Consider the following 14,851-nt stretch of genomic DNA (forward strand, 5'->3'; position numbering starts at 1 on the left):
TGTAGCAATTTGCAGACCAACTTGCGCATAGCGGCTTCACCCCCCTTGAAACCGGGGGGTTGAGGCTAAGAAGAGGAGAACCGAACAATGTATCGAAGACGAAAAACCGGCGCGGTTATGCCGCTTGGCGGCAACGCCGCGAAAAGCCGGCTACCAACCTTTCACGCCGCTCATGTCGGGCAATTTGTGGGCAATGCCTTTATGGCAGTCGATACAGGTTGCCTGGCCGCTGGCCAATGAGGTGGAGTGCATATTGGCGGCGCGCTTGCCCTGGCGTGTGAAGTCCATGAACTCGAAGTTGTGGCAGTTGCGACACTCCCGGGAGTCGTTGGCCTTGAGCCGTGCCCACTCGTGTTCGGCCAGTTCGCGACGCATGCCCAGAAACTTGTCCCGGGTACTGATAGTGCCGAACAACTTGCCCCAGACTTCCTTGGAAGCCTGCATCTTGCGGGCGATCTTGTGCGTCCACTCGTGGGGGACGTGACAGTCCGGGCACGTGGCGCGCACGCCCGAGCGGTTGGTGTAATGAATGGTTTCCTGCAATTCGACAAAAACGTTGTCGCGCATTTCATGGCAGGACGTGCAGAACTTCTCGGTGTTGGTCGCTTCCAGCGCAGTGTTGAAACCACCCCAGAAAATCACTCCGGCGATGAACCCGCCGAGGGTCAGGAAGCCCAGGCTGTAATGCACACTGGGTCGACGCAACACCCCCCAATAATCCTTGAGCAAGGCAAGCAAAGATTTCATGGCCTCTCCTCAAGGTTTCGGCTGTTGATTGATTTCGTCTTGCAGAACCTGGTCGATGTTCTTGAAGCTGTTATTCACCAGAGGCTTCACATCCGTTTGCGGCACATGACACTGGTTGCAGAAGTATCGACGCGGCGACACCGCCGCCAATGCCTGGCCTTCACGGTCCATGTAGTGGGTGATACTGATCATCGGCGCCTGGGTGCGCGCGCTGTTGGCGCGACTGTGGCAAGACAGGCACTTGTTGCTGTTCTTGTCGATGGCATACCCGCGAATACTGTGGGGAATGGTGGGCGGTTGCTCGGGGTAATTGCGCTCACGCTTGACGTCCTTGTTCTCGTCTTCCGCGATGGGCGGTGCCGGCAGTTCCTGGGTCAGGGTCCCGCCGACTCGCCGGCCATCCGGTGCCGGCGCATCCAGTGGGTAACCGGGCTCTGCGGCAAATATCGCGGGCAGCCACGCCAGCAGCACGACGAGCAAGGACAGCGAACGATAATTCATGAAAGCTCTCCTTATGCCGTCTTGATCAACTCAATCCTGATCGCACATTTCTTGTAATCGGTCTGCTTGGAGATCGGGTCCGTCGCATCAAGCGTGACTTTGTTGATCAGCTTGTTGGCATCGAAAAACGGCACGAACACCAGGCCTTGGGGCGGCTTGTTGCGCCCCCGGGTTTCAATACGTGCACGCATTTCGCCACGCCGACTGATCAGCTTCACTTCGCTGCCACGCCGGGCATTCAAGGCCTTGGCATCGGCCGGATGCATGTAGACCAGCGCATCGGGAACCGCTTTATAGAGTTCTTCGACACGCTGGGTCATGGTCCCGGTGTGCCAATGCTCAAGCACCCGTCCGGTGCTCAACCAGAATGGAAAGTCTGCGTCAGGGGCTTCCGCAGGTGGCTCGTAGGGCAGCGCGAAGATGATCGCCTTCTTGTCGGGGTAACCGTAGAACTGCACACCGCTGCCCTTTTCGACATAGGGGTCGTAACCTTCGCGGAAGCGCCACAGCGTTTCCTTGCCTTCGACGACCGGCCAGCGCAACCCGCGCTCGGAGTGATAACGATCAAAGGGGGCCAGGTCATGACCATGTCCACGGCCAAACTGGGCATATTCTTCGAACAGGCCTTTTTGCAGGTAGAAACCGAAATCCCGGGCCTCGTCGTTCTGATAGCCCGCGGCCATTTGCTCAACCGGGAACTGATCGACCTGGCCATTCTTGAACAGCACCTCATACAGGGTCTTGCCCTTGTATTGCGGTGAACCGGCCAACAGTTCCTGCGGCCAGACCTCGTCGGTTTTGAAGCGTTTGGAAAATTCGACCAATTGCCAGAGGTCCGACTTGGCGTCACCCGGCGCCGAGACCAGTTGATGCCAGAACTGCGTACGCCGTTCCGCGTTGCCGTAAGCACCCTCCTTCTCGACCCACATGGCCGTGGGCAAAATCAGATCGGCTGCTTGTGCCGAGACAGTGGGATACACATCCGAAACCACCACGAAGTTCTCGGGGTTGCGCCACCCCGGAAGCACTTCCTGCATGATGTTGGGCCCGGCCTGCATGTTGTTGCTGGCCATCGTCCAGTACACATTGAGCACGCCATCCTTGAGCATGCGACTCTGCTGCACGGCGTGGAAGCCGACCTTTTCCTTGATGGTGCCCGCCGGGAGCTTCCAGATTTTTTCCGCGGTGGCGCGGTGTGTCGGATTGGTGACCACGAGGTCGGCCGGAAGGCGATGGGAGAACGTGCCCACTTCACGCGCCGTCCCGCAGGCCGAAGGCTGGCCCGTCAGAGAGAAAGGACTGTTGCCGGGCTCGCTGATTTTCCCGGTCAGCAGGTGAATGTTGTAGATCAGGTTATTGGCCCACACCCCCCGGGTGTGCTGGTTGAAACCCATGGTCCAGAACGAAACCACCTTGCGCTTGGGGTCGGCGTACAGTTCGGCCAATGCCTTGAGGCGCTCGGCCGGCACACCGGTTTCCTTCGCGGTGCGTTCGAGGGTGTACGGTTTTACGAAAGCGGCGAATTGCTCGAAGTCGATATCGGTCCAGGTGTTCGCCTTGTCGGCATTTTTAGCCTTCATCTCCAGCGGATTATCGGCACGCAAACCGTAGCCAATGTCATCCGTGCCTTTGGCGAATCTGGTGTGTTTGCTGACAAAATCCTTGTTGACCGAGCCGCTTTCAATGATGTGGTTGGCGATGTAGTTGAGGATGAGCAAGTCAGTCTGTGGCTTGAACACCATCGGAATATCGGCCAGTTCAAAACTGCGGTGTTCGAAAGTAGAGAGTACGGCCACTTTCACATTCGGTTGGCTCAAACGCCGATCGGTGACCCGAGTCCAAAGAATCGGATGCATCTCCGCCATGTTTGAGCCCCACAGGACGAATGCATCGGTGACTTCGATATCGTCATAACAGCCCATCGGCTCATCGATACCGAAAGTGCGCATGAACCCCATGACCGCCGAGGCCATGCAATGGCGTGCATTGGGGTCGATGTTGTTCGAGCGGAACCCTGCCTTCATCAACTTGTTGGCCGCATACCCCTCCCAGATCGTCCACTGCCCGGAACCGAACATGGCGACGGACTCCCCGCCCTTGTTCTTCAGCGCCTCCTTGTACTTCAACTCCATCACATCGAACGCCTGTTTCCAGGACACCGGATGAAACTCGCCTTGTTTGTCATATTGCCCATTGGTCATGCGCAGCAACGGCTGCGTCAGCCGATCGACGCCGTACATGATCTTGGATAAAAAGTAGCCTTTGACGCAGTTCAACCCGCGATTGACCTCGGCTTTTACGTCACCGTGGGTTGCAACAACCCTGTTGTCCCTGGTCGCCACCATGACGCTGCAACCGGTGCCGCAAAAACGACAGGGCGCCTTGTTCCAGTCCAGGGCGACCCTGTCTTCTTCGGTAATCAGGTTGCTGGCAGAGGTAAACACCGGAAGGCCCGCAGCCGCCGCCGCGACCCCGGCCGCCTGGGCTTTGACAAACTCTCGCCGCGTCATAGGCATGTGCTTTCTCCCGTTACATCGAGAATTTCGTGATAAACCAGGGCTGCATTGAGCACGCCCGGCAAGCGATTGATCTGATCGATTCGCTGAAGAATCTGGCTTTCGTGTTCGGTTTCCAGCACAACCACCAGTTTGCCGGCGGGACTTTCCTGATGGAGTTCAACGCCTTTGAGCAAACGCAGGTTGGCTTTCACTGCCTCGAACAAGGCAGGACGAACATGTACCACCAGACTGGCAATGTGCAGCGTCTTGTCCACGGACTGACCTCCCTGCTGAGTGAAAGATGGATTTCGATCAGTCAGGGGGGCCAGGCGGACCGATGAGCATCTGCAGAAACCAGACGAAAAAACCGTAACCACCGACTATCGCCACCGATAAGAGTGGAAACAGAACAATGATCAGGAAATAGAAGAGGCGAGTTTCTTTGCGAACTCGCCCAGTAGAGTCATCCATTGATGGCATGGTCAGCGCTCCTGCCAAACGTTGAGAAGAGCCTAGATGGCTTGCTCGACAAGTTCCATGATTCAGATCAATGACAGAAGTTTTAGCGCTCCAGTTTCCCTATTTCGTATTCACGCAACTTGTTGGCAATCGTTGTGTGGGAAACCCCCAGTCGCTTGCCGAGCAATCGACTGCTGGCATGTTCCGAATAAAGCCGTTCCAGCACCGCCTTTTCAAAGCGCCCGACAATTTCATCCAGTCCGCCTTCGAGCGAAAAGTCGCCCAATGGCTGACGCACGCCATAATCCGGCAGTCGAATATGCTCGGCCTTGACCGTGCCGCCGTCACACAGGGAAACCGCCTGGAACAGTACGTTCTCCAGCTGGCGCACGTTGCCCGGCCAATGGTAGTGGCTGAGCCGTTCCATGGCCGCCGGGGCGAGTTTGGGTAACGGGCAACCAATCTGCCGACTGGCCTGGTCGAGGAAGTGCTCCACCAGCGGCGTCAAACCATCAAGGCATTCGCGCAGCGGCGGGATGTGCAGCGACAAGACATTCAAGCGGTGATAGAGATCCTGGCGGAACTCGCCGCGAGCGCACAGTTCGGACAGGTCGACCTGGGTCGCACAGATCACCCGCACATCGAGGTAGACCTCTTCATCGCTGCCCACGCGACGGAAGCAGCCGTCCTGCAAAAAGCGCAGCAACTTCACCTGCAAGCGCGGGCTCATTTCACCGACGCCATCGAGAAACAGCGTACCGCCCGCCGTCAGCTCCAGCAGCCCGAGCTTGCCCTCGGCCCGCGCCCCTTCGAAGGCACCGGGGCCGTAACCGAACAGCTCTGTCTCGGCCATGGACTCCGGCAGGCCCGCGCAATTGAGCGCCATCAACGGCGACTGCCCTCGAGGGCTGGCCAGATGGCAGGCCCGCGCCAACAACTCTTTGCCGGTGCCGGTTTCGCCTTCGATCAATAGCGGTGCATCCAGTGGCGCCATGCGTCGCGCCTCACGCACCACTGCCGCCATGACCCTGGAACTCTGGAAGATGCTGTCGAAGCCGCGCAATTCCTGCTTGCGCACGTTGTAGATGCGTTCGCCCACCCGGTCGGCGCGATGCAACGTCAACACCGCACCGGCCATGGCCTCGCTGTCGTCATGCTCCGATTGCAATGGCGCGATATCAGCCAGAAACACGTCACCCTTGACCTTGACCCGCAGCCCGTTGATCCGCGATTTGTTGGCGCGCACCAGCTCCGGCAAATCGAAGTCTTCGGCATACCGCGACAGGGGAATCCCCGGCACCTCGTCGACCCGCACCCCCAGCAGCTGCGCCGCTGCCCGGTTCGCCGCGACGATGGAACCGCCCATGTCGATCGACAGCACCGGAAACTCCAGCGCACCGAGCAGCGCATTGAGCTCCATATGCCGACGCTCGCTCGGCATAAGCCCTACACGCTTGACGCCAAAGACCCCGGCAATGGCTTCGAATTTCGGACGCAAGGCCTGGAACTGAATGTTGATCAGGTTCGGGCAATGCAGGTAGATGGCGTTGCCATGCTCCCCCCCCACCTCACCGCGGGCCACGTTGATCCCGTACTCCACCAGCAGGTTGAGAATGTCGCGCAGGATGCCGATGCGGTTCTGGCAGTGGACTTTGATACGCATATGAAGACCCAAAAAAACGGTGAATAAGGTGCGCAACCTGTGGGAGCGAGCCTGCTCGCGAAAGCGTCCGCACATCCAGCATTGATGTATCAGGCAAACCGCTTTCGCGAGCAGGCTCGCTCCCACCGGGATAATTTCTGCTGAAGCGCTCAGATAGTCGTCAAGATTATGTGACAGGCATAAAGCTTTTCCCACCCGCCAATATCAGTATTTACGCATACACGCCTCGTACGTAACGAAAACTTTACGATTATCGAGGGATTTTCCTGCGCCTGACGCCGAAGGCCTGCTGCAAGCGTGCATTTCATGGGGTATTTCTAAGTCAATGGCAGCACATAACAAGAACGAATCCCCCTAGCAGGAGAGCAGCATGAAGCAGACGCAATACGTGGCTCGCGAGCCCGATGCGCAAGGTTTTATCGACTACCCCGCCGAAGAACACGCGGTGTGGAACACGCTGATCACCCGTCAACTGAAAGTGATCGAAGGGCGTGCGTGCCAGGAGTACCTGGACGGTATCGAAAAACTCGGTCTGCCCCACGACCGCATTCCTCAACTTGGCGAAATCAACAAGGTCCTCGGTGAAACCACCGGCTGGCAGGTTGCCCGGGTTCCCGCACTGATTCCCTTCCAGACCTTTTTCGAATTGCTGGCCAGCAAGCAGTTTCCGGTCGCGACCTTCATTCGTACCCGCGAAGAGCTTGATTACTTGCAGGAGCCGGACATTTTCCACGAGATCTTCGGCCACTGCCCGCTGCTGACCAACCCATGGTTCGCCGAGTTCACCCACACCTACGGCAAGCTCGGCCTCAAGGCTTCCAAGGAAGAACGGGTGTACCTGGCGCGCCTGTACTGGATGACCATCGAGTTCGGCCTGCTCGACACCCCGCAAGGCCAGCGCATCTACGGCGGCGGCATCCTCTCCTCGCCGAAAGAGACCGTCTACAGCCTGTCGAACGAGCCCGAGCACCAAGCCTTCGACCCGCTGGAATGCATGCGCACACCGTACCGCATCGACATCCTGCAACCCCTGTACTTCGTGCTGCCGAACCTCAAGCGCCTGTTCGACCTGGCCCACGAAGACATCATGGGCATGGTCAAGCAAGCGATGCTGATGGGTCTGCACACACCGAAATTTCCACCAAAGGCTGCGTGAACCGCGACTTTTGCTGACAAGTGAGTCTGTCAGTCACCGTCGCTTTGGTTTAGCGTGACGGCACTGTCGACCAATATAAAAACACTCGATTCCAGGAAACACACCATGTCCACTTTGAACCAAGCCCATTGCGAAGCCTGCCGCGCCGACGCCCCACAAGTCAGCGATGAAGAACTGCCGATCCTGATCAAGCAGATCCCGGACTGGAACATCGAAGTACGCGACAGCATCATGCAGCTGGAAAAGGTTTTCCTGTTCAAGAACTTCAAGCATGCACTGGACTTCACCAACGCCGTCGGTGAAATCTCCGAAGCCGAAGGTCATCACCCAGGCCTGCTGACCGAGTGGGGCAAAGTGACCGTGACCTGGTGGAGCCACTCGATCAAGGGCCTGCACCGCAACGACTTCATCATGGCCGCGCGCACCGACGAAGTCGCGAAGGTCGCCGAGGGGCGCAAGTAATGCACTTCGACGCCATCGGTCGAGTCCCTGGCGACCCGATTCTGGGCCTGATGGAGGCCTACGCGCAGGACCCGAACCCGGGCAAGTTCGATTTGGGCGTGGGCGTCTACAAAGACGCCCAGGGCCTGACGCCGATTCTCGAGTCGGTGAAGCTCGCCGAGCAACGCCTGGTCAACAGTCAGCCCACCAAGACCTACATCGGCGGTCACGGTGAACCGGCCTTCGGCAAGGCGATCAGTGAGCTGGTGCTCGGTGCCGACTCGGCACTGATCGCCGCGCAATGTGCCGGTGCCACCCAGACTCCGGGCGGCACCGGAGCGCTACGCCTGAGCGCCGACTTCATCGCCCAATGCCTGCCAAGCCGTGGCGTATGGCTGAGCAACCCGACCTGGCCGATCCACGAAACCATTTTCGCGGCGGCCAAGGTCAAGGTCAGCCACTACCCCTACGTGGGCAGTGACAACCGTCTCGACGTCGAAGGCATGCTGGCGGTGCTCAGTGAAGCGCCCAAGGGCGATGTGGTGTTGCTGCACGCCTGCTGCCACAACCCGACCGGTTTCGACCTGTCGCACGACGACTGGCAACGGGTGCTGGAAGTAGTACGCAAGCGCGAACTGCTGCCACTGATCGACTTCGCCTATCAAGGATTCGGCGATGGCCTGGAACAGGACGCCTGGTCGACCCGACTGTTCGCCGCCGGGTTGCCGGAACTGCTGATCACCAGCTCCTGCTCGAAGAACTTCGGCCTGTACCGCGACCGCACCGGAGCGCTGATTGTCTGCGCGAAAACCGCCGACAAGCTCATCGACATCCGCAGCCAATTGGCCAACATCGCCCGCAACCTGTGGTCGACGCCACCGGATCATGGCGCGGCGGTGGTCGCAACCATCCTCGGCGACCCAGAGCTGAAAAGTCTCTGGGCTGGCGAAGTGGAGGCCATGCGCCTGCGTATCGCCCAACTGCGCAGCGGTCTGGTGGAGGCACTGGAGCCCCACGGTTTGCGCGAGCGCTTTGCGCATATTGGCGTGCAACGCGGGATGTTCTCCTACACCGGCCTGTCGCCTGCGCAAGTGAAGAACCTGCGGGATCATCACAGCGTGTACATGGTCAACTCCGGCCGGGCCAACGTAGCCGGCATCGATGCCACGCGCCTGGATCTGCTGGCCGAGGCGATTGCCGCCGTTTGCAAATAGCCCTCAAACACTGCCCCCCCTGTAGGAGCGAGCCTGCTCGCGATAGCGGTCGACCAATCAACATCACCGTTGAATGACACACCGCATCGCGAGCAGGCTCGCTCCTACATATATTTGTCTATACAACTCCATCCGTCGAAACAAATGGATATAAAAGTCCGTTTGTCATTTTCAGTGCTGTATCCTGCCCAGGCTTTTTCAAGCGCGGATCTACCAGATCTATCAACAGACTTAGCGAGGAGCGCAACCATGCACGAGATTCCCAATCTCCCCTTCCCAAGCCTGCACGTACCTGAGCAGACGACCACGCAGCAAGCCGGCGCCCAACAGCCCGAGCGCAAAGAAGCCACTGACAGCCGCCAGGCTGACAGAGAAGACTGAAACACCCGCCGTACAGACCGTGTGGAAAGCGCTAACATGCGCTTTCCACACAGCCTGAAACGAGAACACCCTCCATGACCGATGAATTCAGCGAAGCGCAGGCCAGCGTCTTGATTGGCACCGCCGAAAAAATGATCGAGATCTGGAATCGCCTCCCCCCCGAGAAACAAGCCTCATTGCTCGCCCGCTTCGGCACCCAGGAAAATGCACTGGCCGCACTGGTCACCACGCAACTGGTCGCCCCTGTCAAAGCCGAATGACACCACCCGGCAAATAGTTTTACTTTTTCACATCCAACGACCGTCCACACCGCTATCATAAGCAGCCTATCTATCCTGCTTTACCGTGGACCTTTACCCATGCCTGAAAACCAGCGCCCCCTGGCGGTCACGCTGCAAGTCGTTTCCATCGTCCTTTTCACCTTCATTGGCTACCTGAACATCGGCATCCCCCTGGCCGTACTGCCCGGTTACGTTCACAGCGACCTGGGCTTCGGCGCCGTGGTCGCGGGTCTGGTGATCAGCGTGCAATACCTGGCCACCCTGCTCAGCCGCCCTTATGCGGGAAAGATCATCGACAACAAGGGCAGCAAACTGGCCGTGATGTATGGCTTGACCGGTTGCGGCTTGAGCGGTGTGTTCATGTTGATTTCGGCCTGGACCCAGAGCCTGCCGGCCTTGAGCCTGATCAGCCTGCTGATCGGCCGCCTGGTACTCGGCAGCGCGGAAAGCCTGGTGGGCTCGGGCTCGATTGGCTGGGGTATCGGCCGGGTCGGCGCGGCGAACACTGCCAAGGTCATCTCGTGGAACGGTATCGCCAGCTATGGCGCACTGGCCGTCGGCGCGCCCCTGGGCGTGCTGATCGTCCATCGACTTGGCTTGTGGAGCATGGGCGTGAGCATCGTGCTGCTGGCGGTGCTCGGCCTGTTGCTGGCCTGGCCGAAAACCGCCGCACCTATCGTTGCCGGTGAGCGCTTGCCCTTCATGCATGTGCTTGGGCGGGTTTTCCCCCACGGCTGCGGCCTGGCCCTAGGCTCCATCGGTTTCGGCACCATCGCCACCTTCATCACCCTGTACTACGCCACGCAACACTGGGACAACGCCGTGCTGTGCCTGAGCCTGTTCGGCGCCAGCTTCATCGGTGCGCGCTTGCTGTTCGGCAATCTGATCAACCGCCTCGGAGGCTTTCGCGTGGCCATTGCCTGCCTGTCAGTGGAAACGCTTGGGCTGCTGTTGCTGTGGCTGGCAGCGGATGCGCATTGGGCGCTGGCGGGTGCGGCGCTGAGCGGCTTCGGTTTTTCGCTGGTGTTTCCGGCGCTGGGCGTGGAAGCGGTCAACCTGGTACCGGCCTCCAGTCGCGGCGCGGCTGTCGGTGCCTATTCGCTGTTCATCGATTTGTCGCTGGGCATCACCGGGCCATTGGCCGGTGCGATTGCGGCAGGATTTGGTTTTGCATCGATCTTCCTGTTCGCCGCCCTCGCCGCCCTCAGCGGTCTGATGCTGAGCCTCTACCTGTACCGTCAGGCACCGAAGCAACGCGAAGCGCGGGACGCCCGTTAGAAATCCACCTTGCCGCGCCCGGCCTTGATGCTGCCGCGCTTGCTCTTGGATTCGAGACGACGGGTCTTCGAGCCGAGGGTCGGTTTGGTCGGACGGCGCTTCTTCTCGACCTTGGCGGCACTCTGGATCAACTCGATCAAACGCTGCATAGCATCCGCACGGTTCTGCTCCTGCGTGCGGTACTGCTGGGCCTTGATGATCAGCACGCCGTCACTGGTGATGCGGCTGTCACGCAGCGCCAGCAACCGCTCCTTGTAGAACTCGGGCAAGGACGACGCCGGAATGTCGAAGCGCAGGTGCACGGCGCTGGAGACCTTGTTGACGTTCTGCCCTCCGGCGCCCTGGGCGCGAATGTACGTCAACTCGATCTCGGCATCCGGCAGATGCACGTTGTTGGAAATCACCAGCATGGAAAAGCGTCCGGGGTCGGGGGAGTTCAGGATACCGCGATAGAGTTTTGAATAGGAGACAATCACTGGAGCAGGTGAGATCGAAAAAGTTCTGACAGACTTTTCCTACAGCATTGTCGGATTTACAAAAGGGATGTTGCATTATTTCCAGCGACCACAATAATCTAAGCCCTCACGCCAAGCTGAATATTGAGATAATGAATTTTGAAAACATTCGATACCATATCGCCGTTACCCTCATGGTCCTTGCAGGCTCAGGCTTGCCAGCCGCGCTAATTATATTTGGAATAAGACAATTAGTAGACCTAGATAAAAACCAACTAGGCATGGCATTACTAGCAACATACGCGACTTTAGTTTTAGCAGGGCTTGTAATTTATATCCCAAGAATGCGCGGAAAGACTTAAGAGCTCACAACTAAAATACACGAATTCACTCGGGACTTTTTTCTGCTGAAACAATCATATTTACGGCAACCAAATCAACTAGCGACTCAAAAGCCAACCTAACAACTCTCCTTAGCTAAAACAGAACACACAAGAAACTAAAAAATGAATTATGAAAATATTCGATATTACACATCAGTTACCCTTTTGGTTTTTGCTTGTTCCGTCCTGCCTGCCGGACTCATCGTATTGGGAATAACAAAATTCATCGACCTTAACGAAAAGCATCGACACATCGCTTTTATTTCAATATACACAATTATCGTCTTCTGGGGCTTACGATTCTACATCCCAAGGATGCGCGGAATTATATAAAAACCACCAGCCTCATTTAATTCTCTACACCAGCTCCTGAAACCATCGTATTTATCGTTAACAAATCTACCAATACCTCCAGAGACAACGCCAATTTCCCGGCCTGTCGATAAGCCATCTCATAATTAATCGGATCGCGCCTAAACAACTCCACCGAACCGATCCTTGAAACTGGCCTGGATACCCCGTATACCGAAAGAGCCAAGTCAACTGTGTAATACTTCATATCACCTTCATAATCATTATCAAATGCCATTTGATAAATACGTCTAACAGGCCCAACGGTACCTATCGCATTGGGCCCGAGATAGATATTACCCAAGCCTTCATAAACATTATTCACACCATGGCCGACCATTAACCCCCCCGGAACTACACCCAGCCCTCTTGAGCTACCAATGACCGAAATACCGGTCCCAACCTGCATCACCCCCGCAACAACCCCAACACCATTTTGAAGATAGAAGCGCGCCTTTGACGACAAATCTTCATATTCAGCTCTTATTTCCTGCACTGCTTCCCAAGCACTAATAACCCCCTCATCAACCGCCTGAATCACTTCATCAACATAGGAAGCGATAATCGAACCAAATCGAAGCCGTGCAAAACCGTCAGAAATATGCACCATGCCAATGGCGCATCCAGTTGCAACCAGATCAGATGCAGCCCTGGTTACATCATGAATATCGCAGGAAGACTCATTCATCCTCTTTCATCCAGGAACTATAAGTGGTCGTTGCCCCTGGAACATGCGCCCAAGCAATATCTCTATATTGGATAGACACTAACTCTTGCGGCTCTGCATCGTTCATGCGAATGGCATGGGGGACCTGCTGACTGATATGCGCAATACGCGCCCCCTTAAGGTGTATCGAATAATATCGCTCCTGGCCTCCAGTCGAGGCGGTTCGGTATAAATTTATGAAGCAATCCAATTCTTCACCCTCATGCAGCGCGCTCGCCAGCAGAGGTGATGACTTATCGATGGCTTTGGTGATCATGACAGGCATATGTTTGCCCTGACCTCCGCCAACTCGGCCGTCATTGCCTGTGAGCATATCGTGCGAATACGCCAACACCATGATTTCGTCTTCATGGGCGAGTTGGCATTTATTACCGATAGATTTTTGGCCTGAGCAGCCGGAAGAAATCAATCCTTGGCGCTTACCGGTAATGCTTATGTAGCTATGACTCGCCATACCCATCGCTCCTTAGTGTATTCGGAGCGCCAGACTATAGAAAAACCGGCCAGCCCTGTTGTAGGCCGTTTCTGAACTTGCAACTTTTCGCGCGCGCCATTGAAAACTCCGAAATTATCGAAGGCAAATACAACTGCGCTTGTAGGAACAATACGTCAGCAAGGTATGAAAATTAGTAAGCCAAAAAAACAAACCCGGCACATGGCCGGGTTCGTTGTTTCTGCGCGGAGTTACTTCACTGCCGCCTGTAATACATGTTGCGCACTGCGCTTGGTCTTGATGCCGTAGCAGACCCACATGAACACGAGCCACACCGGAATCGCGTAAACCGAAGTCTGAATCCCCGGAATCAACAGCATCACGCCGAGAATGAACAACACGAACGCCAGACAGATGTAGTTGCCGTACGGATACCACAAGGCCTTGAACAGCGGCGTTTGCCCGGTCTTGTTCATGTGCTGGCGGAACTTGAAGTGCGAGTAGCTGATCATCGCCCAGTTGATCACCAGGGTGGCCACCACCAGCGACATCAACAGTTCCAGCGCGTTTTGCGGGATCAGGTAGTTCAGCAATACCGCGATCAAGGTCACGGCGGCCGAGGCCAGGATCGAACGCACCGGCACGCCGCGCTTGTCGATCTTCGCCAGGCCTTTCGGCGCATCGCCCTGTTCGGCCATGCCCAGCAGCATGCGGCTGTTGCAGTAGGTGCCGCTGTTGTACACCGACAGCGCCGCGGTCAGGACCACGAAGTTGAGGATGTGCGCAGCGGTGTTGCTGCCCAGCATCGAGAACACTTGCACGAACGGGCTGCCGCTATAGGAATCACCGGAAGCGTTCAGGGTGGTCAGCAGGCTGTCCCAAGGCGTCAACGACAGCAGGATCACCAGGGCACCGATGTAGAAAATCAGGATCCGGTAGATCACCTGGTTGATGGCTTTCGGGATCACGGTTTTCGGCTTGTCGGCTTCGGCAGCGGTGAAGCCGAGCATTTCCAGGCCGCCGAAGGAAAACATGATGAACGCCATGGCCATCACCAGACCCGTGACACCGTTCGGGAAGAAGCCGCCGTGGGACCACAGGTTACTGACCGCTGCTTGCGGGCCGCCATTGCCACTGACCAGCAGGTAGCTGCCCAGGGCAATCATGCCGACGATCGCCACGACCTTGATGATCGCGAACCAGAACTCCGCCTCGCCAAACACTTTGACGTTGGCCAGGTTGATGGCGTTGATCAGCACGAAGAAGGCTGCCGCAGAGACCCAGGTCGGGATGTCCGGGGCCCAGTAGTGGATGTATTTGCCGACTGCCGTCAGCTCGGACATGCCCACCAGAATGTACAGAATCCAGCAGTTCCAGCCCGACAGGAAACCGGCAAAGCCGCCCCAGTACTTGTGCGCGAAATGACTGAAGGAGCCGGCCACCGGATCTTCGACGATCATTTCGCCCAGTTGGCGCATGATCAGGAAGGCGATGAAGCCGCAGATGGCGTAGCCAAGGATCATCGATGGGCCGGCGGATTTCAGCACCCCGGCCGAGCCGAGGAACAAACCGGTACCGATAGCGCCACCTAAGGCAATCAATTGAATGTGGCGATTTTTCAGGCCGCGTTTCAGCTCGCCTGATTGCGGGTTTTGTCCACTCATGAAAAGGGTCTCACGCAAGGTTTGATGATGTTCAGTAGACGTTGCTGCTCAAGAAAGGCGTTAAGCGGCACCGATCAAACCCCAGCGCAGGCACCAGGAGTTCAGCGTATTTACAACGGTCATGCGTCACCTGTTTGTTCTTATCTGTGACGAAATCGAACCCGACACGCTCGTGACGCGGCGGAGTGAACAAGGCGGATAGCCTTGAGGGTTGCGCAG

General features: G+C 57.1%; 16 protein-coding genes. 6 read left to right on the forward strand and 10 right to left on the reverse strand.

Going from position 1 to position 14,851, the window contains the following annotated elements:
- Positions 1 to 150: 150 nt before the first annotated feature.
- The 6 genes from CAG47_RS02855 to CAG47_RS02880 form a co-directional block, all read right to left on the reverse strand.
- Complete coding sequence (locus CAG47_RS02855) at positions 151 to 747, reverse strand: cytochrome c3 family protein (RefSeq protein ID WP_085723386.1); 597 nt, start codon at positions 745 to 747, stop codon at positions 151 to 153.
- 9 nt (positions 748 to 756) lie between these two features.
- A complete protein-coding gene (locus CAG47_RS02860) occupies positions 757 to 1,248 on the reverse strand; it encodes a nitrate reductase cytochrome c-type subunit (RefSeq protein WP_085723387.1) in 492 nt (163 codons plus the stop codon).
- Between the two features lie 11 nt (positions 1,249 to 1,259).
- Positions 1,260 to 3,764: a nitrate reductase catalytic subunit NapA gene (gene napA / locus CAG47_RS02865; protein WP_085723388.1), complete on the reverse strand. Its 2,505-nt coding sequence runs from the start codon at positions 3,762 to 3,764 to the stop codon at positions 1,260 to 1,262.
- Positions 3,755 to 4,021 (reverse strand): chaperone NapD, encoded by a 267-nt coding sequence (locus tag CAG47_RS02870; protein ID WP_085723389.1) that lies wholly within the window; start codon positions 4,019 to 4,021, stop codon positions 3,755 to 3,757. The genes napA and CAG47_RS02870 overlap by 10 nt, the downstream gene beginning before the upstream one ends.
- 37 nt (positions 4,022 to 4,058) lie before the next feature.
- Positions 4,059 to 4,226 carry a periplasmic nitrate reductase, NapE protein gene (locus CAG47_RS02875; protein ID WP_085723390.1) on the reverse strand — a complete coding sequence of 56 codons (168 nt, stop codon included), beginning with the start codon at positions 4,224 to 4,226 and terminating at the stop codon, positions 4,059 to 4,061.
- Between the two features lie 82 nt (positions 4,227 to 4,308).
- Entirely contained in the window at positions 4,309 to 5,868 is a 1,560-nt protein-coding gene (locus CAG47_RS02880) for a sigma-54-dependent transcriptional regulator (RefSeq protein WP_085723391.1), read from the reverse strand.
- Between the two features lie 370 nt (positions 5,869 to 6,238).
- Here CAG47_RS02880 and phhA point away from each other — a divergent pair, with 370 nt between their 5' ends.
- The 6 genes from phhA (at position 6,239) to CAG47_RS02905 (ending at position 10,619) form a co-directional block, all read left to right on the forward strand.
- Positions 6,239 to 7,024, forward strand: coding sequence for a phenylalanine 4-monooxygenase (gene phhA, locus CAG47_RS02885; RefSeq protein ID WP_085723392.1), 786 nt, complete (start codon positions 6,239 to 6,241; stop codon positions 7,022 to 7,024).
- Positions 7,025 to 7,129: 105 nt separating this feature from the next.
- A complete protein-coding gene (locus CAG47_RS02890) occupies positions 7,130 to 7,486 on the forward strand; it encodes a 4a-hydroxytetrahydrobiopterin dehydratase (protein ID WP_085723393.1) in 357 nt (118 codons plus the stop codon).
- Positions 7,486 to 8,679 carry an amino acid aminotransferase gene (locus CAG47_RS02895; protein ID WP_085723394.1) on the forward strand — a complete coding sequence of 398 codons (1,194 nt, stop codon included), beginning with the start codon at positions 7,486 to 7,488 and terminating at the stop codon, positions 8,677 to 8,679. The genes CAG47_RS02890 and CAG47_RS02895 overlap by 1 nt, the downstream gene beginning before the upstream one ends.
- 249 nt (positions 8,680 to 8,928) lie before the next feature.
- On the forward strand, positions 8,929 to 9,060 hold the full coding sequence (locus CAG47_RS28895; protein WP_256577362.1) for a hypothetical protein: 132 nt from the start codon (positions 8,929 to 8,931) through the stop codon (positions 9,058 to 9,060).
- 74 nt (positions 9,061 to 9,134) lie between these two features.
- Positions 9,135 to 9,320, forward strand: coding sequence for a hypothetical protein (locus CAG47_RS02900; protein WP_085723395.1), 186 nt, complete (start codon positions 9,135 to 9,137; stop codon positions 9,318 to 9,320).
- A gap of 99 nt (positions 9,321 to 9,419) precedes the next feature.
- Positions 9,420 to 10,619, forward strand: coding sequence for an MFS transporter (locus CAG47_RS02905; RefSeq protein WP_085723396.1), 1,200 nt, complete (start codon positions 9,420 to 9,422; stop codon positions 10,617 to 10,619).
- Here the strand turns inward: CAG47_RS02905 and arfB are convergent.
- From arfB to CAG47_RS02925, 4 genes are all read right to left on the reverse strand, one after another.
- The gene (arfB, locus tag CAG47_RS02910; RefSeq protein WP_085723397.1) at positions 10,616 to 11,029 is read right to left on the reverse strand and encodes an alternative ribosome rescue aminoacyl-tRNA hydrolase ArfB; all 414 of its coding nucleotides are present in this window, start codon (positions 11,027 to 11,029) and stop codon (positions 10,616 to 10,618) included. The two genes, CAG47_RS02905 and arfB, sit on opposite strands and share 4 nt — an antisense overlap.
- Before the next feature lie 777 nt (positions 11,030 to 11,806).
- Positions 11,807 to 12,496, reverse strand: coding sequence for a DUF4225 domain-containing protein (locus tag CAG47_RS02915; RefSeq protein ID WP_085723398.1), 690 nt, complete (start codon positions 12,494 to 12,496; stop codon positions 11,807 to 11,809).
- Positions 12,489 to 12,989: an Hcp family type VI secretion system effector gene (locus CAG47_RS02920; protein ID WP_085723399.1), complete on the reverse strand. Its 501-nt coding sequence runs from the start codon at positions 12,987 to 12,989 to the stop codon at positions 12,489 to 12,491. Before CAG47_RS02920 ends, CAG47_RS02915 begins: the two co-directional genes overlap by 8 nt.
- Before the next feature lie 230 nt (positions 12,990 to 13,219).
- Positions 13,220 to 14,632 (reverse strand): amino acid permease, encoded by a 1,413-nt coding sequence (locus tag CAG47_RS02925; protein WP_085723400.1) that lies wholly within the window; start codon positions 14,630 to 14,632, stop codon positions 13,220 to 13,222.
- Positions 14,633 to 14,851: the final 219 nt, after the last annotated feature.

Origin of the sequence: Pseudomonas sp. R37(2017), assembly GCF_002113375.1 — a bacterium.
Classification (GTDB): domain Bacteria; phylum Pseudomonadota; class Gammaproteobacteria; order Pseudomonadales; family Pseudomonadaceae; genus Aquipseudomonas.